This is a genomic window from Sulfurimonas sp. (assembly GCF_034005705.1).
Taxonomy (GTDB): domain Bacteria; phylum Campylobacterota; class Campylobacteria; order Campylobacterales; family Sulfurimonadaceae; genus Sulfurimonas.
Genome location: NZ_JAVEUF010000013.1, coordinates 1 through 22,139 on the forward strand (window position 1 = coordinate 1; position 22,139 = coordinate 22,139).

The 22,139-nt window shown below is 41.1% G+C and carries 26 protein-coding genes; 7 read left to right on the plus strand and 19 right to left on the minus strand.

Annotated features, from left to right (window positions below; genetic code table 11):
- The coding region (locus RBR61_RS07475) for a type II 3-dehydroquinate dehydratase (protein WP_320343245.1) at nt 1–244 on the minus strand (244 nt) is incomplete at its 3' end.
- Nucleotides 245–337: 93 nt separating this feature from the next.
- Between RBR61_RS07475 and RBR61_RS07480 the strand changes: the two genes are divergently transcribed.
- Nucleotides 338–1,558: a metal-dependent hydrolase gene (locus RBR61_RS07480; RefSeq protein ID WP_320343248.1), complete on the plus strand. Its 1,221-nt coding sequence runs from the start codon at nt 338–340 to the stop codon at nt 1,556–1,558.
- Complete coding sequence (gene sppA, locus RBR61_RS07485; protein WP_320343249.1) at nt 1,558–2,427, plus strand: signal peptide peptidase SppA; 870 nt, start codon at nt 1,558–1,560, stop codon at nt 2,425–2,427. Before RBR61_RS07480 ends, sppA begins: the two co-directional genes overlap by 1 nt.
- 118 nt (nt 2,428–2,545) lie before the next feature.
- Here the strand turns inward: sppA and RBR61_RS07490 are convergent, their stop codons facing one another.
- The 18 genes from RBR61_RS07490 to nadA all read right to left on the minus strand — a co-directional run bounded on the left by RBR61_RS07490 (nt 2,546) and on the right by nadA (nt 18,507).
- Nucleotides 2,546–3,016 carry a methylated-DNA--[protein]-cysteine S-methyltransferase gene (locus tag RBR61_RS07490; protein WP_320343251.1) on the minus strand — a complete coding sequence of 157 codons (471 nt, stop codon included), beginning with the start codon at nt 3,014–3,016 and terminating at the stop codon, nt 2,546–2,548.
- Nucleotides 3,016–3,441, minus strand: a complete 426-nt coding sequence (locus RBR61_RS07495; RefSeq protein ID WP_320343252.1) for a hypothetical protein — start codon at nt 3,439–3,441, stop codon at nt 3,016–3,018. The genes RBR61_RS07490 and RBR61_RS07495 overlap by 1 nt, the downstream gene beginning before the upstream one ends.
- 58 nt (nt 3,442–3,499) lie before the next feature.
- The gene (locus RBR61_RS07500; protein ID WP_320343253.1) at nt 3,500–4,096 is read right to left on the minus strand and encodes an FmdE family protein; all 597 of its coding nucleotides are present in this window, start codon (nt 4,094–4,096) and stop codon (nt 3,500–3,502) included.
- Between the two features lie 8 nt (nt 4,097–4,104).
- Nucleotides 4,105–5,355: an exodeoxyribonuclease VII large subunit gene (gene xseA, locus RBR61_RS07505; RefSeq protein ID WP_320343254.1), complete on the minus strand. Its 1,251-nt coding sequence runs from the start codon at nt 5,353–5,355 to the stop codon at nt 4,105–4,107.
- An 11-nt stretch (nt 5,356–5,366) separates the two neighbouring features.
- Complete coding sequence (gene ubiE / locus RBR61_RS07510; protein WP_320343256.1) at nt 5,367–6,077, minus strand: bifunctional demethylmenaquinone methyltransferase/2-methoxy-6-polyprenyl-1,4-benzoquinol methylase UbiE; 711 nt, start codon at nt 6,075–6,077, stop codon at nt 5,367–5,369.
- 1 nt (nt 6,078) lies between these two features.
- Nucleotides 6,079–7,071, minus strand: a complete 993-nt coding sequence (gene ribD / locus RBR61_RS07515; protein ID WP_320343258.1) for a bifunctional diaminohydroxyphosphoribosylaminopyrimidine deaminase/5-amino-6-(5-phosphoribosylamino)uracil reductase RibD — start codon at nt 7,069–7,071, stop codon at nt 6,079–6,081.
- Nucleotides 7,072–7,088: 17 nt separating this feature from the next.
- Nucleotides 7,089–7,538 carry a ribosome maturation factor gene (locus RBR61_RS07520; protein ID WP_320343260.1) on the minus strand — a complete coding sequence of 150 codons (450 nt, stop codon included), beginning with the start codon at nt 7,536–7,538 and terminating at the stop codon, nt 7,089–7,091.
- 12 nt (nt 7,539–7,550) lie between these two features.
- On the minus strand, nt 7,551–7,901 hold the full coding sequence (gene rbfA, locus RBR61_RS07525) for a 30S ribosome-binding factor RbfA (protein WP_320343262.1): 351 nt from the start codon (nt 7,899–7,901) through the stop codon (nt 7,551–7,553).
- A complete protein-coding gene (gene infB, locus RBR61_RS07530; RefSeq protein WP_320343264.1) occupies nt 7,898–10,543 on the minus strand; it encodes a translation initiation factor IF-2 in 2,646 nt (881 codons plus the stop codon). The genes rbfA and infB overlap by 4 nt, the downstream gene beginning before the upstream one ends.
- Nucleotides 10,527–10,790 carry a DUF448 domain-containing protein gene (locus RBR61_RS07535; protein ID WP_320343266.1) on the minus strand — a complete coding sequence of 88 codons (264 nt, stop codon included), beginning with the start codon at nt 10,788–10,790 and terminating at the stop codon, nt 10,527–10,529. Before RBR61_RS07535 ends, infB begins: the two co-directional genes overlap by 17 nt.
- 44 nt (nt 10,791–10,834) lie before the next feature.
- Nucleotides 10,835–11,716, minus strand: a complete 882-nt coding sequence (gene thrB, locus RBR61_RS07540) for a homoserine kinase (protein WP_137013637.1) — start codon at nt 11,714–11,716, stop codon at nt 10,835–10,837.
- A 7-nt stretch (nt 11,717–11,723) separates the two neighbouring features.
- Nucleotides 11,724–12,197 carry a hypothetical protein gene (locus tag RBR61_RS07545; protein WP_320343269.1) on the minus strand — a complete coding sequence of 158 codons (474 nt, stop codon included), beginning with the start codon at nt 12,195–12,197 and terminating at the stop codon, nt 11,724–11,726.
- Nucleotides 12,178–13,062 carry a UDP-3-O-acyl-N-acetylglucosamine deacetylase gene (gene lpxC / locus RBR61_RS07550; protein ID WP_320343271.1) on the minus strand — a complete coding sequence of 295 codons (885 nt, stop codon included), beginning with the start codon at nt 13,060–13,062 and terminating at the stop codon, nt 12,178–12,180. Before lpxC ends, RBR61_RS07545 begins: the two co-directional genes overlap by 20 nt.
- 44 nt (nt 13,063–13,106) lie before the next feature.
- Complete coding sequence (locus tag RBR61_RS07555; RefSeq protein ID WP_320343273.1) at nt 13,107–14,477, minus strand: M23 family metallopeptidase; 1,371 nt, start codon at nt 14,475–14,477, stop codon at nt 13,107–13,109.
- Nucleotide 14,478: 1 nt separating this feature from the next.
- Nucleotides 14,479–15,417 carry a bifunctional oligoribonuclease/PAP phosphatase NrnA gene (locus RBR61_RS07560; RefSeq protein WP_320343275.1) on the minus strand — a complete coding sequence of 313 codons (939 nt, stop codon included), beginning with the start codon at nt 15,415–15,417 and terminating at the stop codon, nt 14,479–14,481.
- A gap of 43 nt (nt 15,418–15,460) precedes the next feature.
- Nucleotides 15,461–16,513: a flagellar biosynthesis protein FlhB gene (gene flhB, locus RBR61_RS07565; RefSeq protein WP_320343277.1), complete on the minus strand. Its 1,053-nt coding sequence runs from the start codon at nt 16,511–16,513 to the stop codon at nt 15,461–15,463.
- Between the two features lie 183 nt (nt 16,514–16,696).
- Nucleotides 16,697–17,512 carry a carboxylating nicotinate-nucleotide diphosphorylase gene (nadC, locus tag RBR61_RS07570; RefSeq protein ID WP_320343328.1) on the minus strand — a complete coding sequence of 272 codons (816 nt, stop codon included), beginning with the start codon at nt 17,510–17,512 and terminating at the stop codon, nt 16,697–16,699.
- A complete protein-coding gene (gene nadA, locus RBR61_RS07575) occupies nt 17,509–18,507 on the minus strand; it encodes a quinolinate synthase NadA (protein ID WP_320343279.1) in 999 nt (332 codons plus the stop codon). The genes nadC and nadA overlap by 4 nt, the downstream gene beginning before the upstream one ends.
- A gap of 110 nt (nt 18,508–18,617) precedes the next feature.
- On the opposite strand from nadA, the gene plsY reads away from it, so the two are divergent.
- The 5 genes from plsY to RBR61_RS07600 all read left to right on the plus strand — a co-directional run bounded on the left by plsY (nt 18,618) and on the right by RBR61_RS07600 (nt 22,138).
- The gene (gene plsY / locus RBR61_RS07580; protein WP_320343280.1) at nt 18,618–19,232 is read left to right on the plus strand and encodes a glycerol-3-phosphate 1-O-acyltransferase PlsY; all 615 of its coding nucleotides are present in this window, start codon (nt 18,618–18,620) and stop codon (nt 19,230–19,232) included.
- Nucleotides 19,229–19,558: a dihydroneopterin aldolase gene (locus RBR61_RS07585; protein WP_320343281.1), complete on the plus strand. Its 330-nt coding sequence runs from the start codon at nt 19,229–19,231 to the stop codon at nt 19,556–19,558. The genes plsY and RBR61_RS07585 overlap by 4 nt, the downstream gene beginning before the upstream one ends.
- Before the next feature lie 102 nt (nt 19,559–19,660).
- Nucleotides 19,661–20,335, plus strand: a complete 675-nt coding sequence (gene hsrA / locus RBR61_RS07590; RefSeq protein ID WP_320343282.1) for a homeostatic response regulator transcription factor HsrA — start codon at nt 19,661–19,663, stop codon at nt 20,333–20,335.
- Nucleotides 20,336–20,460: 125 nt separating this feature from the next.
- Nucleotides 20,461–21,774 carry a HAMP domain-containing sensor histidine kinase gene (locus RBR61_RS07595; RefSeq protein WP_320343283.1) on the plus strand — a complete coding sequence of 438 codons (1,314 nt, stop codon included), beginning with the start codon at nt 20,461–20,463 and terminating at the stop codon, nt 21,772–21,774.
- A 112-nt stretch (nt 21,775–21,886) separates the two neighbouring features.
- Complete coding sequence (locus RBR61_RS07600; RefSeq protein WP_320343285.1) at nt 21,887–22,138, plus strand: YfhL family 4Fe-4S dicluster ferredoxin; 252 nt, start codon at nt 21,887–21,889, stop codon at nt 22,136–22,138.
- The last annotated feature ends 1 nt before the right edge of the window (nt 22,139 follow it).

Here is a 22,139-nt window from a genome sequence, read left to right on the forward strand (position 1 = left end):
CTTCCGATCTAGTGTATGCAGCAGGATTTATGATTATGCCGTCCGCATCTCCGTAACACTCTTGAATTTTATCTACGATCTCACCCTCCAGATTGCTTTGAAAAAACTCTATCTCCAACCCGCTTTGATCTGCAAAATCTTTCATCTGAGCATGTATCTGCTCTAATTTCATTGACCCGTAAATCTGCTGCTCTCTGACACCCAGCATATTTAAGTTTGGTCCTTGAATAACTACTATCTTCATCTTATACCTTTTTATTAATAATTACGATTTTTAAGGAGTTATTCTATCTAAATTAAGCATAATCTATTTTAAATTCAGACAAAAAGACAAAATATGCAGATAATAACTCCCGATTATATATTAACGCCTGATATGCTCCTTTGTGGCATGTCAGTGGCATTTGAGAAAACAATAAAAAAGATAGCTCCGATTGAAGAGCTAAAAAAAGAGTTCGGCGATGCGGATATAATCAACCTTAAAAAGAACTCTCTTTTAATGCCCGGACTTATAAATGCGCATGTTCATATAGAGTTTAGCGCAAACAAAACCCAGCTATCCTACGGAGATTTTATTCCTTGGCTCTACAGCGTTATTGAAAATCGAGATGAGCTTATCAACGGCTGTGACGATACTTGCATGGCAAAAGCCGTCAACTCGATGCTGGAGTCGGGAATCACGACTTTTGGTGCGATAAGCTCACATGGAATGGATCTGAATGTCTGTGCCAAAGCTCCTCAAAATGTTGTTTTTTTCAATGAGCTCATCGGCTCGCAGGCAACAATGGCTGATGCTCTTTTTGGAGATTTTATTGCACGTCTGGATGCTTCAAAAAGTGTTAAAAGAGAGGGTTTTTACCCCGCAGTTGCCATCCACTCGCCCTACTCCGTCCACCCTGCTTTGATCAAAAAGGCACTTGGGCTAGTAAAAGATGAGAATCTTAAACTTACCGCTCACTTTATGGAGAGCTCCGCTGAGAGAGAGTGGCTTGACAAGAGCGAGGGAGACTTTAAGGATTTTTTTGAAAACCTGCTAAAACAGAGCTCTTCCATCAGTGATCCAAGCGAATTTTTGGAGTATTTTAGCGGATATGGCACGCTTCTAACACATGTCGTAAAAGCCAACGAAGAGGAGCTTAAAACTCTCTCCTCAAACGGACATACCGTTATTCACTGCCCTATTTCAAACAGGCTTCTTGGCAACGGCGCGCTTGATCTGAAAAGACTCCAAAATCATAATATCAGATGGATATGCGCGACCGACGGACTCAGCTCAAACTATAAGCTTGACCTATTTGAAGAGATGAAGTGCGCTCTGTTCATGCACTCTAATATGCCGCTTTTAGAGCTGGCAAAAAGCCTGATAAAGAGCGTTACAAAAGATGCGGCAGACGCTCTTGGAATAAACAGCGGCGAGATAGCAGAGGGCAAAAATGCCGACATGATAGTGTTGGATCTAGACGGCGAGCCCGGCGATGAGTTAGCAATCCATTTAATACTTCATAGATATAATATCTCCAAAGTTTATATCAACGGAAAACTAGAAAAAGGTATCTGATGCAGTTTATTAAAAAAATATTTTCTCCATTTATTGCTACAATGAAATTTATCCAAGAGCATTTCAAAGCAATGCTCTTTTTGCTTATACTCTTTTTGATATTCGCACCGCAAAGCAAAGAGAATCTAAAACCGCATAACCTTGAAGAGATCTATCTTGTAGGGCCTGTAATGGAGATCTCAGAGGTAGTAGATCAGATTGACGAAGCAGCTTCAAATGAATTTGTAAAAGGCATACTGCTAAATGTAGACTCTCCCGGAGGAGCGGTTGCCCCCTCTATTGAGGTTGCATATGCCCTAAAAAGAGCAAGGGAGAAGAAACCAGTTATAGTCTATGCAAGCGGAACACTGGCAAGTGGGAGCTACTATGCCAGTATCTGGGCAGACGAGATAATAGCAAATCCTGGCTCAATGGTCGGAAGTATCGGTGTTATCATGCAGGGAGCTGATGTGAGCGAACTGATGCAGAAGATCGGCATAAAATCTCAAAGTGTTCAAGCTGGAAAATATAAAAAGGTCGGAGCAAGCGACAGAGAGTGGACGGAGTATGAGATAAATGAGCTAAACAAGGTCATACAGGGAACTTACGATCTCTTTACCACAGATGTTGCAGATGCCAGAGGCTTGGATATTAAAAAGAGAGACTCTTTTGCAAATGCGCATATCTTTACTGCACAACAGGCAAAAGATGTGGGATTGATTGATAGCGTAGGTGTTGAGTATGACGCTAAGAACAGGCTTGTGATTTTAAGCGGAGTAAGCGAGCCGCTATGGAACAAAGAGGATAAGTTTGACAAGATCATGAAAAAACTTTCAGCACAGACAGCGGCTACAATACACACGTACTTTCCTGCACTTGTACTAAAGTAGAGGCATCTGGTCTTTAATTTTTTTAAAATAATACTAAATGAACGATTCTGCAACGGAAGGGTCAAACCTAGCAAGGCTAGGTTTGGGGTACCCATCGTGAAGCCTTAGTGAATTTGTATTATTTTAATAATGTAAGTCTGTTTTCCAGTGAGAGCAGAAACTCTTTTCTCCACACTCCTCCGGTATATCCGCCTATGCTTCCGTTTGAAGATATAACGCGGTGACACGGTATCAAAATGGCTATTGGATTTTTGCCGTTTGCATTGGCTACAGCCCTAACAGCTTTTGGACTGCCGAGCATTTGAGCCTCTTTGGCGTATGAGACTGTTTTGCCGTAGGGTATTTTCAAAAGCATGTTCCAAACACCCTTTTGAAACTCTGTTCCGCTTGGAGAGAGCGGCAGAGTAAATGTTTGTCGCTTTTTAGCAAAATATTCGCCTAACTCTTGTTCGAGCTGAAGCAAAAGAGGATGATCTGAGCACTCCGCCTGCGTCTCTTCATCTGTAAAATCAAGGCTGATCAAGGCATTTTCATCCGCAACGGCTATCATTTGTCCGATTGGAGTGGAGATATGACGCACAAAATGCACTACTTCTCTTTTTCCTTCTCTTTTTTTTGGGGTTTTTTTCTGAACATATGATATTTTTCTCTCTCTAAAAGATCCTCTACATAAGCAGATTCTGCTTTTTTTACGCTCTTCCAGATGCCTGAAGGCAGCCTTACTTGAAGCCTCTTCTTCTCTTTTAGTTTTATGATCTTTTTAATGGATAGTATCTTGGAAACTGGTGAGAAATCGACATCTGTAAGGTCTATGTCGTTCTTATAAAAAAGCGTCTGTTTGCTAAAATGCCCCCAACCCGGAATTCCGTCTTCAGTATAAGGGACTTCGTAATCATTTTTAAAATTTACCATTATTTTGTAATGGCTGTTGTCAAATATCTGAGACACTTTTCCCGGACCGAATACAAGACCGTAAACAGCGTCTCCCACCTTAACGTTATCAAAATATGCCATAACTACTCCTAATTTTTAAAAAGTATACTATAACACGATTACGAAAAAATTACACCCGCTAAATCATGACCTTTACAACGGTTGGCATATTATCAAAAATTCTTTTTACTCTCTCTTGCCAAAGCTCGCCGAACTCTTTTGTCTCTGCAGGAGTTGCCATGCCGCCCATCATCTTTTGCATAAGCTGCTGCATTTTCGGACTTCCGCCTATCAGTGAAGGATCATAGTAGACATCCACGCTTTTGCCGCTGTCTAATCTTGTAAATCTAACTGATGAGCTTATATTTGCATCAAAATGCATCAGAGAGTGACGCGCGAATTTGCCGCCCAAGCCTTTAAAGCCGCTCTTGTCCGTAGCTCCCGTTATTTGAGAGATCACATTGCTTATAACGCCTGCTACGCCATCTTCAAGTGACTCTTTGAACTCTACTTTTATATCACCCCTTACCGCAGGCTGATTTGGATAGAGAGCTTTTAACCCCGCATAAGCAGTTATGTAAGCACCGGCTACCGTCGGGCAGCTGTGCCCCGCCGCTTTTACAACCTCTAAATAGTTAAACTCATATACACCGTCCTCAAATGCGCCTAAAACTTTGGCTAGAGGATCGACAACCTTAATAGTATCTACTGTATCAAAAAACTCCGGATATTTCACATAAACCCCTATATATCTCTTTTTTCAAGCACTTTTGCGCTCACTGCAACCCTGTCACTCATCAGATCAAAAATTTCATCGACTTCCAAAGAGGCTATATCTATAACTTTTGCATCTTTGGATATCTGAACAAAACCTTTTTTGCTTTTTAACTTCGGATCGTTGGATTCTAGCATCTTTTGCAGTGTTGTCACTTGATTTCGGGCAATATTGATCCTGCTCTCTATGACATGCGGAAATCTTATTTTGATTGATTCTATCTCTTTGTAGAAGCTTTGTATTTTAAAAGAGATAGTTTGATTATATGAAGCTTGCATCTGCTTCACATCCTCTATCTTTTGGCTTATCTTCTTCTCTATAGAGTGCCCTGAGTATAAATTTACAAGATGCGTCAGCTCCTGCTTTGAGTTGTAGATCTTTTGCATCACTCTTTGCGTATATTGCGTAGAAATGGAGTCTATATATTGATACAGTTCATTACTGTCAGGCAGTATCATCTGCATAGCCGCACTTGGAGTCGGTGCTCGTAGATCTGCTACAAAATCGCTTATGACCCAATCTATCTCATGACCGACGGCAGAGACTATGGGTGTTTTTGCTTTAAAGATAGCATCGGCAACGATCTCTTCGTTAAATGCCCAAAGATCCTCTATACTTCCGCCGCCGCGCCCCATAACAATGACATCATACCCTTTGGCATCGGCCAGACCAAGAGCCTTTACAATGGCAGGAGCTGCACTCTCTCCCTGAACCAAGACATCATATATATCTATCTCTATCGCCCTGTATCTGCTGTTTGCAACACGGAGCATATCCTGCAGTGCAGCCCCTGTTGCAGAAGTTATAAGAGCGATCCTTTTTGGAAATTTTACAATAGATTTTTTTCTTGCACTATCAAAGTAGCCCTTAGATGAGAGTCTCTCTTTTAGCTGCTCATAGGCAAGTGCCAATGCTCCGTGACCGGAAGGCTGGATACTAAAGCAGTTTATCTGGTACTCGCCGCGTGGCTTGTAAAGCGTTATGGCTCCATCAAGGATAACCTTTAGCCCCTCTTGAAGTTCAAACTTCAACTTTGAAGCGTTTCCCTTGAACATAACCGCTTTTATTGATGATGAGGCATCTTTTAGAGTGAAGTAGATGTGTCCGCTGTTGTGGCATGTTACGCGGGATAGCTCGCCCTCCACCAGGACTCTTGTAAATGTGCTCTCTAAGAGTGTTTTTATCTGCTCGTTTAAAGAAGAGACACTTAGTGTTTGCAAAGCTACGCTGCCTATTTTTTTCTTGCTATGAGGAGTGTTGATATATCCATAGAGAAACTCTTTGTATAAACTATCTCAAAGCCAGCTTCGACAAGCTCGTTTTGCATATTTTCAACCGTTGAGAAATCACCGATTGAGTTTGGCAGATACTCATACGCTTCTAGGTTGTTAGATATAAAACCGCCGACCTTAGGCAGGATCTTATTCATATAAAAATCTCTAATTTTTCCAAGAAGAGAAGGATTTTCGTTTTTCATAAACTCCAAGATTACTACAAGCCCGCCATCTTTTAAAACTCTGTTGAATTCTCTAAGAGCCGCTTCTCTCTCAACGACATTTCTTATGCCGTATGTAATACTTAAAATATCCGCACTCATATCATCAAGCGGGATCTCTGTAGCTTTTGCTATGTGGTAGTTGAATTTGGGAAACTTCTCTCTTGCTACGTTTACCATGCCGTTAGATGGATCTACGCCGACTATCTCTCCAAGCGCAATACCGTTTACTTCTGATCTTTTTTTCCAAAAATCCATCATATCGCCGGTTCCGCAGGCAACATCTACGATCTTATCGATAGACTCTTTTGAATAAAATCTGTAAGCCAGATCACAAGCTTTGCGTCTCCAGCTCTTATCGACACCCATGCTCATAACACGGTTCGCCGTGTCATAAGTAGGTGCTATGTTATCAAACATAGAGACGATCTTTTCTTGTTTTTCCATTCTAGTTCTTTCCCCTTTGCTTCATCCACATAATTATATCTTGCTCATCTTTTTGTATATTTAAAATTTCCAACTTATCCTCAACGCCTGTATAATTACTATCTCCGCCTGTACTCGGCGATATAAAACAGAGATGATAGTCCGCAAACTGCATTGAGAGCTCAAACATTTTCTCTCCGCCCTCGATCATTATGTTCTTATAATCTTTTAAAATTGAAAGATCGTCGCTAATAGTTACACTTCTTCCTTCAACACTAAAGAGAGGGATCGTTTTGTCAAACTCTTTGCTTCTTGAATATATCAAAATATCCGGCGCTCTGCCGCCTACCAATCTGGCGTCAAGTGTCGGTCTGTCAACTCTTACGGTATTGCCGCCGATGACCAGCAGGTCACAAACGTTCCTCATGGCATGAACCAAAGTTCTTGATTTAAGAGAGCTGATAACGCCGCCGTCTATCGTGCCGTTTAATCTCTGAGCCCACTTAAAGAAGACGAATCTCTCTTTTCTCCACAGATCAAAAGGCTTTAAGAGCTCATCACACTCTTTTTGCATTACGGCACTTTCAACTTCTATACCCGCATTTGCCACGATCTCTGCTCCACCGCAGGCTTGAGGGTTTGAATCCGTTGAGCCGATAAAGAGCTTTTTTATGCCGAGCTTAGAGATAAGAGATGCGCAAGAGGGGGTTTTGCCTATGTGTGAGCACGGTTCAAGTGTTGTATAAAGAGTAGCATCCTTAAAGCAGTTGTTGTGATTTTGCAAAAGGTAGGTATGAACTTGGGATGATTCATGAAGTTCTAAAATTTTTGAGTCATTTGTCAATTTGAAATATGCCGATTTCAGTGCTTCGACTTCGGCATGCGGAGCGCCTGCATATTTGTGAGCCTCAACGGAGAGTATCTCACCTTGGCTAGATAAAACAGCACATCCGACCGCAGGATTTGGATATGTTAGACCCTGATGCTTCCAAGCCTCATCCAAGGCCAATTTCATATAAAATCCGGTATCTATTACCATTCAAAGTATGTTTTCGCTTTTGAGATCTCGCCAAAATCGACTGAAACTTCTTCACCGTCTGTATCCAAGAATATCTTAGAACCATCTACTTTAAGAAGTGTGCCTTTAAGCTTCTCTTTGGACTTTAACGAAATAGATACTCTCTCTCCAAGACAGAGTTCAAACTGTCTTAGAGTCACGATCTTTCTCTCAATGCCGGGAGTTCCGACCTCAAGTCTATAATCACCTGAGAGAGGAGGCGTTACATCAAGAAGCGGAGATATCAGATGTGTGAGGTTAACACACTCATCAAGACTGACCCCTTTTCTTTTTCCATCTTCTACATCGTTTGAGACGACGCTGACTCTGTATATGGTGTCACTGCCGTCATTTACTACAGCGATCTCATAAAGCTCCAAGCCGACCGATTTTACAAACGACTCTATATCTTTTTCTAAACTCATTAATCTACTCGCTTAATCTTTTGCTATTTTCTTAAACAGCTCTTCAATGTTCTGAACTCTTTTTAGCTGTTCGTCAAACTCGAACGTAAGCTTTGGAGAGCGAAACCATCCCTGATCTTTCATACAAAAGGTCTCGATAATGGGTCTAGCTTTTTTTAAAAGCTTTAAAAAGTCGCTCTTCTCCTGCTCGCTGAAAGATGCAGGATCTATATAGACCTTGGCATCGCTTCTTCCGCGTGAGCACTTTATATCTATAATATCAAGCTGGTGCAGTCTTGCATCGCTTAGAGAGCCCAGAGCCTCAGGGATCAACTCAAGAAGAACCGACTCGGTTCTCTTTAGCTTTATTTGGGCTTCTGTCACAGAGATACTTTTTGCTCAATTTTTTTGAATGTCTCAATTACGTCGCCGACTATAACATCGTCATAACCTTTGATCATAACACCACACTCGTAACCGTTACCGATCTCTTCAACGTCATCTTTAAAGCGTTTTAGTGATGTAAGCTCACCCTCGTGAACGACAACGCCGTCACGAATAACACGAACAAGACCGCCGCGTACAAGTTTTCCGTCAACTACGACACATCCTGCAACCATTCCCTTAGGAGATTTGAATGTGTCTCTTACTTCAGCCTGACCCGTATTCTCTTCAGTGAATTTAGGTGACATCATACCTGTGAGCATTCCGGTCATATCGTCTAGAAGCTGATAGATGATAGAGTAGGTTCTAATATCTACGTTCTTCTGTTTAGCAAGTGCCTTGACACCGCCTGTAGGACGAACGTTAAATCCAAGAAGAACACAGTTCTCGCTGTTTGCAACAAGCTCAACGTCATTCTCCGTTATTCCGCCCACACCTGATGAGATGATATTTATTTTGACCTCATCATTTCTAAGCTCGCTCAGTGAACTTCTAAGAGCCTCCAGTGAGCCGTGAACGTCAGTTTTAAGAACGACTTTAAGAGATTTCAGTTTGCCCTCTGCGATCATGCTTGTCATATCTTCAAGAGTTGATTTAGTGCTGTGAGAGAGCTCTTTATGTCTGTCATACTCATGACGCTTTTGAGCATACTCTCTTGCCTCTTTATCACTCTTCATCGCCATCATAACTTCACCTGAAGACGGAACTTCGTTAAGCCCCACAACTACCGCAGTATGACTCGGCTTTATCTCTTTTATCTGTTTTTTGTGCTCGTCAATAAGAGCTTTTACGCGACCGTAAGAGCTTCCGCACACAACATAGTCACCCACTCTGAGTGTTCCGTTTTGAACGATTACCGTAGCAACCGGTCCGCGTCCCTTTTCAAGAGAGGACTCAACAACCGCAGCTTTTGCCATAGCATCTTCGTTTGCTTTTAGCTCTAGAACTTCGGCAGTCAAAAGTATATTCTCAAGAAGATCATCTATTCCCATTCCTGTTTTAGCAGAGAGAGGAACGAACTCGATATCTCCGCCCCAGTCAGCAGGGTTAAGTCCGCGTTCAGCCATCTGGCCTTTTACCATGTCAGGGTTTGCAGTCTCTTTATCCATCTTGTTAAGAGCTACGATCACAGGAGCACCGGACTCTTTTGCAAGTTTTATAACCTCTTCCGTCTGTGGCTTGACGCCGTCATCCGCTGCAACGACTATTACGATAATATCCGTAACATCCGTACCTCTTTGACGCATCTGTGAAAACGCCGCGTGACCCGGAGTATCTATGAAAGTGATAGCTTCTCCGTTTTGCTCGATCGTATACGCACCGATATGCTGCGTTATGCCGCCTGCCTCATCTTCGGTCACCTTTGCTTTTCTTATAGCATCAAGAAGTGAGGTCTTACCGTGGTCAACGTGTCCCATAATAGTAATAACAGGAGGTCTCTTTGTAGCAGTTTCATCTATATCTTCTGCCATATCCTCTTCGTAGTTAAACGCATCTTTTGGATCTACGATGGTCACTTCAACACCAAACTCTTCGGAAAGTATCTCGATCTCATCGCTTCCCAGGAAGTCATTTTTGGTCATCATAAGCCCGAGGCTGAAGAGAACCTTTATAACATCAGAGATTGGACGGTTGATTTTTTCGGCAAACTCGTAGACGCGGATATCTTCAGGTATCTCAACATGTGTTACTACCAGATCTTCAGGTTTGTCTTTTGTATATTTCTTTCTCTTGTCACGAGCGACTTTTCTTCCTTTTGGAGCAGCCTTTTTATTTGCATTTCTACCGATAGGCTTTGGAGCTTTTGGCTTTCTTGGCTCCTCAGGTATTATCTCGCGTCTCTCTGTAGCGTTTAGGTCAAGCAGTACTATCTGGTCATCCATATCCATAGAGACTTCAGCCAAAGAGCCGCCGAAAATATCTATCTTTACGCCCTGCTCCTGTTTTTTAGCCCCTGCAGCTTGCTTGGTTTTTTTCTTTTTCGCAAGCTCTTCTAAAACATCAGCACTTATTTTGCCGTATGTGGAAACAGAAGATTTTGATTTTGATGGCTGTTCAAACTCCTCTTTGTCAAAACTCTCTTGAGGCTGTTTTTTCTTTTTGACGATCTTCAGACCGGACTTTTTGATCTGCATCTTTTTAGGCTCGCCGATAGCTGCGGAGTCTTCAGCTTCTTCTTGAGTATCGTCGCTCTCGTTAGCTTGATTCTCCTCTTTTAGAACTTTTTTTGTCTCTATTTTTTTCTCATCGCTCTCATCTTTTTTTGCAGCGCTCTCTTTTTTTGCGATCTTTTCTTGCTTAGCATCAGCCTCTTTATCTTCAGCTTTTGGAGTTTCTTTTTTAGGAGCTTTCTCTTTTTGAGTATCACTTGTTGTTTTAGCAGTTGTGTCAGTCTCTGTTTTTGGTGCCTCTGCAAGCTCGCCGCTCATAATATAGTTCATTAAACTCTCTGCTTCTTGCATTGTGACCGAGCTGTTTGCCGACTTTACGTCAAAACCCATGTCCGAGGCTTTTTTAACAACATCTTTTGAAGTTATCCCTAGCTCTTTTGCAACTTCATGTACTCTAACTTTTTCTGTCATCAGTGATGATCTCCTTTAGTGTTTTGGCAAGTTTGTCTCTCTCACCGCTTTTGCATTGCCGCATCAACGCTTTTAATACTTTTTTCTCATCTTCAAGACAAACTTTGCATAAATAAAAACTTCTGCCGCTACCTCTAAAAAGACTAAGCTGTGAATCCATACATTGAAGTCTAATAAGATTGTTTTGCGCGTCTCTCTGCCTGCAAGAGATGCACATCCTAAGAGGCTGGTTTAATTTTTTCGCCATTATATCCAAAACTTCCTTGATTTACTAAGAAGATATCAATTAACCTATTTTTCTACGATAAGGCCGTCGTTATCAAAATCCAATATCTTTACGACAAATTCCGGAAATTTTTGACTCAGTTTATTTGCGATTGCAACTGAATCTTCATCATATACCATCGAGAAAAATGTTGAACCGCTCCCAGAGAGAGTGCTCATTAGCGCACCGCTCTCATACGCCGTCTTTTGAACCCCAAACAACTCAGGCAGCGTCTTCATTCTTGCCTTTTGATGAAATCTGTCCTGCGAAGCAAGTTTTAGTATCTCCCAATCTTCGTTGAAAAAAGCCGCAACGCTAAGTGCCGTGTGGGAAAGGTTATAAATGGCGTTCTCTTTTGAGTAAGATTTTGGCAGAAGCGTTCTCGCCCTTGCCGTGTTCATCTGCTTGTTTGGAATGACCACGACCGCTTTTATGTAGTCTGGAAGATGCTTTTTTTGCGAAAATACTTTCCCCTTCTCTACGGTAGCAGCGTTAAAACCGCCCATGACAGCAGGAGTGATATTGTCCGGATGAGACTCATAGACCAGAGCGTGATTCAGTATTCTTCTCTTTGAGACGTTTATACCCGCTGCTTCATGCGCGCTTGCAATAGCACTCACTATTACTGCCGAGGAGCTGCCAAGACCTCTTGACATAGGTATCTGGTTGTAAAACGTAAACTTGAAGTTCTGTCGCTTTTTGGTAAGCCTGTTGTAGTGTTCGTTAAAGATACTGACAAAAAGATTGTTGCCCTTTAGCTTGGGATTGTTTTCCCCCTCGCCCTTTATGCTGACACTGAAAAATTTTGATGGATGAAACTCAACTACGTTTCGTAGGTCGACTGCTAAACCTAAAGAGTCAAATCCAGGTCCGAGGTTTGCGCTTGTTGCCGGTACACTTACTGTCACTTTTTTCCTATCCAACTGCCCCTATAGCGTAAAGAGGAGATGCAGCTGTACTAAACTCATTATACTCAAGCACATCCGGAAGCAAAAAAACTGCCTCTGGTGCCGTTTCTAGTTTTTGGGTTTTTATTTCTGATGAAATTTTAACAAAATATAGCTTTCCAATCGCTTTGATTGGTTGGTTTTTATTAAAATAAAACGCATCTGTTGCAAAAAGAGGTATATTTTTGAGTATACTCATCGATCTTAGAAAAATATATGCTATTTTTATAGCCATAAAACTGCCAGGCCCGTTCGCATAATAGAGCCCTTTTACGGAGTACTCTTTTAAGAGATCATCAAATATCTTCGGCAGAACATCAGAGCTTTTTTCTTCGCTCACTACTCTTCTAATAAGCTCCCCCTCTTCATATACTCCAACCTGTATCGGCGAAGAGAGAGTTACAAAAACAAGATCGACGCTCTTAGGCATACGCTTTTTCAAGTTCGAGCGTTTTTTCGCCTACAAGCTCTACTATCTCATAGTTTTGCGCATCTTTTAGAAGTTCAAGGGTAAGTTTATGATTAAGATCATGACTGCCAGCCATCGCCTCGTAGTTGCCTACAAAGTTCATGCCGATGAGAGCCATATCTCCGATAGCATCGAGTATCTTATGTCTTACGAACTCATCGGGAAATCTAAGCCCCTCCGGATTTAGCACCTTTTTCTCATCCAGTACGACAGCATTTTCTAAAGAACCGCCAAGGGCTAGACCTTTTGAACGCAGATACTGAACCTCATGCAAGAAACCGAATGTTCTGGCACGCGAGATCTCATCTTTGTAGTTCTGCTTGGTAAAGTTTAAGACATACTCCTGCTTCTGAATAACAGGGTGGGGAAATTTAATGGTAAAACCATACTGAAGATCAGGCGAAGGAGAGAGCTTTACATACTTCTCTCCCTCTTGAACAACTACCTCTTTTTTAATTCTCATCACTTTTTTAGGAACATCCAACTGTGCTATTCCGGCCTCATCCAGAAGCATACAAAAACTGGCACTGCTTCCGTCCATAACGGGAATCTCGTCGGCATCTACTATGATCCTTAGATTGTCGATCCCGTAAGCGTAAATAGCAGAGAGCATATGCTCGATCGTAGAGATAACATAGCCGTCTTTTCCGATCACGGTAGCCATCTTAGTATCAACAACATTGCTTGGGATAAGAGGGATCGCCACATCAACATCACTGCGATAAAATATCAAACCGCTGTTTGACTCTAACGGCTCAAGTCTTAACTTCACTGCAGAGCCTTTATGCAGACCAATACCAACAAGTTCAACGCTCTTTTTTATAGTTGTTTGATACATTTTTTATCCCTATCTCTTACTTAAAAGCAAATTGTACACTAAATTCACTTTTTATCTATAATGCTCTTTGCGTTATCGATAACGTCATTTATATTGAGCTTTATCCATGTAGTGTCCATCCACTCTGCGGGACGAACCTCTATGCCTTGTATTAAAATACCGAAGTGGAGATGATCTCCCATAGCGTAACCGCTCTTTCCTGTATTTGCTATATGTGCGCCGCCCTTTATCTTATCGTCTATATTTACATTAACGCTTGAGCAGTGTCCATAGAGCGTATACAGCCCCAGTCCATGAGAGACTATCGGCATATTTCCATAAAGTCCGTTATATCCCGTAAAAACGACATCACCTCCGTTTTGCGGCTTGATCTCTGCCATAGCATTGCTTGCAAGGTCAAGACCCAAGTGGTACGACTCGCTTATCTTCTCATTGTTGTAAGAGTAGAGTCTGTGATCTCCAAAATAAGCGACCACGGCAGCATTTTTCAGAGGGTACATCTTGTTGACCTTAAAATCATCTATCATCTCATTGGAGACTCTTGAGGTTATCTCATGGATCAGCTCTTCGTTTTTTGCTCTAACATCTTCGTTTATTATCTTAAACTGCTCTATCGAATTTGTAACGCCCTGCGTCTCGGCAAACTCTTCTGCAAGTTCGGCGATTTTACCTTTTAAGAAACTGTCGCTGATCTTTATATTCGAGACTCTGTAGCTAGCATCTTTCAGATATAGAGGCACATCTGCTCTTGAAATATTATCTGCTTTGTCTTTTGCCATAATCGTTGCTTTAAATGTCGATTCAGTCACGGGCCATGCAAGAAGTGAGATGTAGTACCCGTCTTTATAAAAAGGCTGGACTTTAAACTTCTTCTCAAAGTTTGTCTGAATATAGAGCTCTTTTAGATTTTCATCCTCAGCCTTAAATACAACAAGCGCCGCGCCGCCCTTTTTAATCTTGTAAGAGTTTGCGATAGTGCCTAAGAGCGGTCCTTTTTTATCAATTTTTAGCTTAAACTCATTTTGGGCAACGTTTCCGTTTAAAAAATTCCACTTGCTTGAGTCTTGCGCCTCGACAACTATTTTGATCTCTTTCTCGCTCATTGCATAGGCACTTTTAGGCGGTTCCACGCTAACACTTAGAGAATCTTTCGGAGTTAAGAACTGTTCATGATAAAGAAGTGTCTCTTCTGACTTTGTTACAAGTGTCACTTTATATGATTTTATTCCGCTTGCGTCATTCATTGTTATCTCAAGCGGATTTTTAAGGTTCCAGTATCCGTTGTTTTTCATAGAGATCACCGGTGACTCTCTCTCGAACATAGCCGAATTGTAAACATATAAACCGACACCTACCACTGCTGCGACTATCGTTAAGAGCAGTGCCGAAGATCCTTTTTCTCTTCCTCTTCTCAAACTATAACTCCTTTTTTATCAAATCTAATATTTTTACTTTCGCCTCATCTAAAGAGACCTTCTCATAAATCTCAAAACCTGCCCTGCTAAAATGTCCGCCACCACCAAAAGCAGCGGCAATTTTGCCTACATCTACGGCAGAATTTGAACGCAGAGAGCACTTTATGCCCGAGTCTCTCTGCTCTCTAAGCAGCAAAGCAACCTCAACATGATGAAGATTCAAAGACTCCTCAAGAGGTGCTTCACAATCCTGGGCAACTGCACCCGTCATAGCCATATCTTCTCGGCTTATACAAAAAACAGAAACTCTCGCACTCTCTTCTAATAGCATACTCTTATACATCACCGACTTCAATCTAAGAGCCGCGAGAGAGACGCTTTTGGCAATCTTTTTATTGCATAATTTAAAATCGGCACCATGCCCGATCAACTCTGAAACCATAGCAAATGTCGTGCCATCGACCTCTTGGGACAAAAAAGCGTCAGAGTCGTCTAGAAGACCTGCGTAGATGGCAGTTGCCATTTTTTTGTTTATCTTCACACCGTTTTTCTTAAAAAGATCATATAAAAGTGCCGTCGTGCTTATAAAGTGAGGTTCTACCAAATTGAGATCGCCGTAGTTTGTATTGGTTATGTGATGATCTATATTTATCAGCTCACACTCGATCTCGACTCCAAGACGCTTCTTATCGGCACAATCAAACGCTATTGCCAGGTCTGCGGACAGTGGAAAAGTACTTTTTATCTTTTCGAACCATGGCAAAAAAGATAACTTTTGATCTATCTCGCTGCTCTTGCAATACCATGATACTTTTTTTTGCCCTTGCAGCAAAAAGGTGTACATTGCACTCGCACTCCCCAAGCTGTCGGCATCAGGGCTCACGTGTGAGATAAGAACAATGTGTCCGGCTTCTTGAATTTTTGCTAAAATTTCACTCAATTTTTATATCTTTGTTTCTAGGGATGAAGAGAGGAATTGTATATTACTTCTTATTCATTTTGTAAACGTATGCCAATACTTCTGCAACAGCGGCAAATAGTTCACTCGGTATCGGTCTGTCCAGATCAACCTGAGCGTAGAGGCTTCTGGCAAGAGGAGGATTTTGGACTATGTGGACGTTGTTCTCTCTGGCTACTTTTTTTATCTGCTGCGCTATATTGTCCATACCTTTTGCTACGACTATTGGTGCATGCGACTTCTGCTCATCATACTTTATGGCAACCGCGTAGTGGGTCGGGTTTGTAATGACGACGTCTGCATGGGGAACTTCAGCCATCATCCTCTTTCTTGATGCCTGCATCTGGATTTGACGTATCTTTGCTTTGATGAGCGGATCTCCGTCCATATTTTTCATCTCATCTTTGATCTCTTGTTTACTCATCTTCAAACCGTCAAAATACTGTTTTCTTACAATAATGACATCGATCATAGCAAATACAAAAATGATAAAAAGCATTACAAGCGCTATTATCAAAGCTTTGTCTTTAAGCCAGATCATCTGTTCACCCAACCCGAAGAGCGCAACTGTCGGAAGTTCTACTATAAAGAGAAAGAAAAATACAAAACCAACACCCAAAGTAGTAAAAGATTTAAAAGTTATCTTGATGCCTTCAATGATTTTTTTCATTGAAAAGAGATTTTTCATCCCTTTTATAGGGTCTATCTTTTTTAGATCAGGCACAATCGCTTTTGTAGTAAAAAGGAACCCAAACTGTGCAAATGCCGCCACGATACCGGTAATAGCAACAGCAATCGTCAAAGGCATAACGATAAGAAGAAACTCTTTTATGGTCACAATAGCAATATCTACCATCAACGCTCTATCAAGCGGCATCCCTAAAAGTGAGAAGTAGTATTTAGAGAGAGCGAGCAAATGATTGGTCATATATGGAAAAAGGAGCAAAAAAGCGAGTATTGCAACAAAAAGGGTCATTACCCCGGATGCATCCTGAGACTTTGGAACATTCCCCTCTTTTCGGGCATCCTCTATCTTCTTGGCGGTGGGTTCTTCGGTTTTTTCCTGATCATCAGCCATTAATATCTCCTAGAAGAACACACAAAATCTTGAAAAGATTTTTCTTTTAGGAATGCTAACCAATGGCATTCTCCATTACAAGTAGCCATAGCGGCTTTAGCGAAGAAAAAGGAACTTGTCCATTTTTCGTTCAAAAAAATATAAACTTCGGTTTTTTCCTGATCATCAGCCATGTGTTAAGATTTAATCCATTTTCATTGATAGATCGATCCAGTTTGCCTGATGGATAAGCGAGCCGCTGCTGATCGCATCGACACCGGTTTTTGCATAATCCTCTATTGTCTCTAAAGATATATTTCCGCTAGCTTCTAAAAGTATATGCGAAAAATTCTCATCTCTGTATTTTACTACTACGCGTATCTCATCAGGCGTCATATTGTCACACATAACAATATCCGCACCAGCTTCAAAGGCCTCTTTTGCCATCTCAAAGCTCTCCGCTTCAACCTCTATCTTTGCAGTAAAAGGTATCTTGTTTCTGGCTTTTTTTATGTAGAGTTTCAAATCATCGATCGTTTTTAGATGGGTATCTTTTATCATAAGCGAATCATCAAGCCCCATTCTGTGATTTACGGCTCCGCCGCAGCGGGTTGCATACTTCTCAAACACTCTAAGCAGAGGTCTTGTCTTTCTTGTATCGAGAAGTTTTACCCCGTATGGTTCGATTATATCTGCATATTTCTTGGTAAGAGTAGCGATCGAACTTGCATGAAGAAGCATATTTAAAAGCGTTCTCTCGATTCTGAGCAGAACATGTGAAGTGCCGCTTATGTTTGCAAGAGTGTCGCCTTTTGAGAAACTCTCGCCGTCATGGACGTTCCAGCTTATCTCAAAATCTTCAAGGTCGGCCAAAATGTTTATATACTCCACACCTGCCGCCACACCGTCGCTTTTTGCAATGATCCTTGCCGTTGCAGAGACACTCGGCTCGACCAATGCATATAGGTCGCCGCGCCCTACATCCTGTTCAAGCGTTGCTTTTACAAACTCTTCCATCATAGTGCCAACATTCTCTCTAAAGCTATCTTTGCCCATTTTTGCGTCTCTTCATCAACATGTATCTCGTTTAGCGGAGCACCTTCGTCAATTGATTTTAGTATGTCATAAAGGTCTTGAAGAGTAGTCTCGTTCATGGTCGGACACTCAGGCTTTGTAGAGGAAAGCACATAGGTGTTCTTCGGACGAAGGCGGTTGACTAGGTTAAACTCCGTTCCCACAGCTACCTTTTGCTCCTCGGGAAGCTCTTTTATATATTTTATGATCTGTGAAGTCGAGCCCACAAAATCGGCAGCATCACAGATAGCAGGATCGCACTCGGGATGAACGACTATCAGGATGCCGGGATATTTTTTGCGGTAAAAGTTAATGTCATCCACGCTAAAGAGCTGATGTACTGAACAAAAACCGTTAAAGCAGATGATGTCCGCTTCTGCAGGGTTCGTTCCGTCTCCGATAACGCAAGATTTCAGCCCCATCTGGTTTGCGATATTTTGCCCCAGACATCTGTCCGGTACAAAAAGTATCTTTTTACCCTCTTCTAACGCTTTTGTTATGATCTTTTTCGCATTTGAGCTTGTACATACCATCCCGCCCATCTGTGCCACTTTTGCTTTTACTTCGGCATTTGAGTTTATGTAGGTTATAGGCAGTATGTTCTCGTTTGGTATTCCCGCTTCATTAAGTGTTTTAACAGAAGCATCAAACTGCATGCCGTCTATCATCGTAGCCATGGCACAACATGCGGCTTTTGGCATAACGACTCTTTTGTTAGGAGATAGTACTTTTACACTCTGCCCCATAAACCCGACGCCGCAAAATACGACATAATCAGATTTATCCTCTTTTGTTTTCATAGCAAGTTCAAGAGAGTCCCCGGTGATATCACCCATCTCAAAAACTTCATCTCTTTGGTAGAAGTGCGCAACTACGGTTACGCTCAACTTCTTTTTATACTCATTTATCTTCTCTCTTAGCTCTTCGTTAGTAAGTTTCAAAAAAAATCCTCATAATTGTATAGTGGCGTTATTATAGCAAAACATATAAAATTTATATGCTTGTAATCATAGATAAAGTAAAATGGCACAAATATTTCATAAGGTCTTAAATGGATTTTTTATTTAACACAAACGCTCAGTTTTTTATAGCTGCCTATCTGATAGGCGGTATTCCTTTTGGTCTGCTTTTGGCAAAGAAATTTGCAGGCGTAGATGTAAAAGCAAGCGGTTCTGGCAGCATCGGTGCGACAAATGTTCTAAGGGTCGTTAAAGAGAGAGACCCCTCTTTGGCAAAGAAACTCGGAGCAGCGACATTGGCACTCGATGCAATCAAAGGTGTTTTGGTTCTTCTTGTCGCCTATTTTGCAGGGGTCAGCGAAGCAACGCTCTGGGGCATATCGGTTCTGGCGGTAATCGGTCACTGCTTCTCTCCGTATCTTAGTTTTGAGGGCGGAAAAGGTGTGGCAACAGGAATGGGCGTTATGATGTTCATGCTTCCTCTTGAAACAGTTATCGCTCTAATTGTGTGGGCGCTGGGTGCAAAATTCATTCGCATCTCTTCACTCTCTTCACTCACGGCACTCACCGCACTGATAATCGCCAGCTTCATTATCCATCCCGAAATGGCGCACGCACCTGTTCTGATCATCGGCTTTATACTTTTTTACAAACATATACCAAATATTATCCGTCTCTTTAGGGGCGAAGAAAAAAGGGTCGTATGACCATCCATATTGAGGATCTAAAATTTCAAGCCGTCATTGGAATTTTAGATTTCGAGCGGGTTAAACCTCAGGATGTCATAGTCAATGCCGAGATAGAGTATGATGATGCGGATGGCTTTATAAACTATGCTGATATTGTCCAAATTTTGAAAAAAACGGTTATAAAAGGTGAGTTTTTACTCATCGAAGATGCTTTAAAAGAGATAAATTTAAAGTTAATTAAAGAATACAAAGCGATAAAAAGCATCAATTTAAAGATAACAAAACCATCGATTTTACCCGACTGCAAGGTAAGTGTAAGCGATTATTGCAAATCCCAATCTTAATTATAAGTTAAAGTTTTATTAAAAAAAAATTAAAAACTACTTTAAATTAACCTAAAATTATGATATCATTCCGCCAAAATATTCACAAATAGGACAAAACTTATGCGCATTCTAATTATAGAAGATGAAGTCACACTGAACAAAATGCTTGCAGAGGGGTTAAAAGAATTCGGTTACCAAAGCGACGTTGTTGAGACTCTTAAAGACGGAGAGTACTATCTAGATATTCGTAATTACGACCTGGTTTTGATGGACTGGATGCTTCCTGACGGAAACAGCGTTGACATTATCGGCGACATCAAAACAAAAACTCCTAAGACTGTTGTAGTAGTTTTATCTGCAAGAGATGACAATGAGAGTGAGATCGAAGCTCTAAGAAGCGGTGCTGATGACTACATCAGAAAGCCGTTCGATTTTGACGTTCTGGTCGCTCGTCTTGATGCACGTCTTCGTTTCGGCGGAAGCAACATCATCGAGATCGAAGACCTTATTATAAACCCTGAAGAGGAGAAGATCACATACAAAGAGAGCGAGATCGAACTTAAAGGCAAACCTTTTGAAGTTCTTACACACCTGGCTCGCCACCGTGACCAGATCGTCTCTAAAGAGCAGCTGCTTGATGCTATCTGGGAAGAGCCTGAACTTGTTACTCCAAACGTTATCGAGGTCGCTATCAATCAGATCAGACAAAAGATGGACAAACCTTTAAACATAACTACTATCGAAACTGTTCGCCGCCGCGGATACCGTTTCTGCTTTCCAAAAGAGATAAACTAACCTATATTTTCAAACGTAAAAAGAGGAAACTCTTTTTACAAAATTCCAAAACAAAAAATCCCGCTCCAAAGCTCTGCAAACTTCTCTTTTAAAGCTAAATTGGCTACAATTACAAACTTTTATTTATGGCTGCAGGTAAAAATATGTTCTCAAAAAGAAGTATAAGACAAAGTTTTTTAATTCAACTAATAATCTCTTCGGCTTCTCTTATAATCATGTTCTCATCGATCTTATATTTTTATATTGAGAGTTCCATACTTGAAGAGAAGTATAAAGAGCTTCTTGTATATGCAAAGAACATCTCAAGCAACCAGTCAATTTACGGTCCGGAAGTTCCTGCTCCCGAGGCATATTTGGGACTAAATATCGAAGTCATATACCTTAAGCAATCCCTGCTTGACATTGACTTTTTTGAAACTACAAAAGAGAATAAATCGCTTCTTGTACTTATGCACCCGTTTGATCTTGATGAGCTTAGCTACATTAAGATCACAAAAGACATCACTACGACAAGAGCGCTCTTGGATAAGATCCTCAACTATCTTTTTATTATCAATATAGCCGGTTTTTTGCTTGTAGTGATATATGCTATCGCTCTCTCCAAAATGCTTGTCACACCTGTCAAAACACTGAGCAACAAGCTCTCCAATATGAATGAACATCTTATGCGCCCTATAAAAACTGAAGAGCTTCCTGAGGAGTTTGAGCCTCTTGGTGAAACTCTAAACCACCTAATATCCAGAATACAAAACTTTGTAAAATACCAAAAAGAGCTATTTATCGGAACTGCTCACGAGTTAAAAACCCCTCTTGCGGTAATTAAACTCAAAAATCAGGTAACTCTTCTTAAAAAACGCTCCATCGAAGAGTATATAGATGCAATAAAGGTGACCAACAAGACGGTTGATGAGATGAATGTGATCGTCTCAAACATATTGAATATCGGAAGACAGGAGGGAGCTCAGCTTGAGAAACCTCAAGAGGTTGACGTGATACAGATACTTAAACAAAAAGCTGACGACTTTGAACTACTTGCTGCAAACGAAGGCAAAACACTCCATATGCACTTTGAACCAAACGGCTTTGCTGCGATTCTTCAAGTTGGGCTTCTTAACCAGATAGTGCAAAACTTTCTTCAAAATGCTCTGAAGTTCACGCCAAAAGATAAGAACGTAACCTTAAGAAGCTCTCTTAACAGCTACGGCCTGCTAATTGAGGTCATAGATGAAGGGTGCGGGATAGATGAGAGTTCAGACCTCTTTGCGCCTTTTAAAAGAGAGGGGAACAAATCGGGTGTTGGTCTGGGACTATTTTTGGCAAAGAGTGCCGCAGATGCGCTTGGTGCAAAGATCAGCATAAAAAATAGGAATGACGGTGTAAGCGGAACGGTAGCTTCCCTAAACCTTAGCTCAAAGCTCTCCTGTATTCTCCCGTCTTAAAGAAAAAATCTATTTAAAAAATCTTAAAGCTTTATTCTGCTATAAATCGAGCACATGAAAATATATTATTTTAAATATATTTCAATTTGGATTACAACTATAAGGTATTTTAATGGCTTTAATAATAAATGATGAGTGTATTGCGTGTGATGCGTGTCGTGAAGAGTGTCCTACATTAGCTATTGAAGAGGGAGATCCTATCTACTTCATCGATCCTGATCGTTGTACCGAATGTGTAGGCGTATATGACGAGCCTGCATGTATATCCGTATGTCCTGTTGACTGTATTGTTCCGGATAAAGATAACGTTGAGTCTATTGCAGAACTTCAGTTCAAATATAAAAATATTTTAGCAGAAGAGTAGA

Excerpts from the sequence above, each read along its gene's own strand:
- RBR61_RS07480 (WP_320343248.1), top strand. The coding sequence starts at position 338 with ATGCAGATAATAACTCCCGATTATATATTAACGCCTGATATGCTCCTT.
- sppA (WP_320343249.1), top strand. The coding sequence starts at position 1,558 with ATGCAGTTTATTAAAAAAATATTTTCTCCATTTATTGCTACAATGAAA.
- RBR61_RS07495 (WP_320343252.1), bottom strand. The coding sequence starts at position 3,441 with ATGGCATATTTTGATAACGTTAAGGTGGGAGACGCTGTTTACGGTCTT.
- ubiE (WP_320343256.1), bottom strand. The coding sequence starts at position 6,077 with ATGGAAAAACAAGAAAAGATCGTCTCTATGTTTGATAACATAGCACCT.
- ribD (WP_320343258.1), bottom strand. The coding sequence starts at position 7,071 with ATGAAATTGGCCTTGGATGAGGCTTGGAAGCATCAGGGTCTAACATAT.
- RBR61_RS07520 (WP_320343260.1), bottom strand. The coding sequence starts at position 7,538 with ATGAGTTTAGAAAAAGATATAGAGTCGTTTGTAAAATCGGTCGGCTTG.
- infB (WP_320343264.1), bottom strand. The coding sequence starts at position 10,543 with ATGACAGAAAAAGTTAGAGTACATGAAGTTGCAAAAGAGCTAGGGATA.
- RBR61_RS07535 (WP_320343266.1), bottom strand. The coding sequence starts at position 10,790 with ATGGCGAAAAAATTAAACCAGCCTCTTAGGATGTGCATCTCTTGCAGG.
- lpxC (WP_320343271.1), bottom strand. The coding sequence starts at position 13,062 with ATGTATCAAACAACTATAAAAAAGAGCGTTGAACTTGTTGGTATTGGT.
- flhB (WP_320343277.1), bottom strand. The coding sequence starts at position 16,513 with ATGGCTGATGATCAGGAAAAAACCGAAGAACCCACCGCCAAGAAGATA.
- nadC (WP_320343328.1), bottom strand. The coding sequence starts at position 17,512 with ATGATGGAAGAGTTTGTAAAAGCAACGCTTGAACAGGATGTAGGGCGC.
- plsY (WP_320343280.1), top strand. The coding sequence starts at position 18,618 with ATGGATTTTTTATTTAACACAAACGCTCAGTTTTTTATAGCTGCCTAT.
- RBR61_RS07585 (WP_320343281.1), top strand. The coding sequence starts at position 19,229 with ATGACCATCCATATTGAGGATCTAAAATTTCAAGCCGTCATTGGAATT.
- hsrA (WP_320343282.1), top strand. The coding sequence starts at position 19,661 with ATGCGCATTCTAATTATAGAAGATGAAGTCACACTGAACAAAATGCTT.
- RBR61_RS07595 (WP_320343283.1), top strand. The coding sequence starts at position 20,461 with ATGGCTGCAGGTAAAAATATGTTCTCAAAAAGAAGTATAAGACAAAGT.
- RBR61_RS07600 (WP_320343285.1), top strand. The coding sequence starts at position 21,887 with ATGGCTTTAATAATAAATGATGAGTGTATTGCGTGTGATGCGTGTCGT.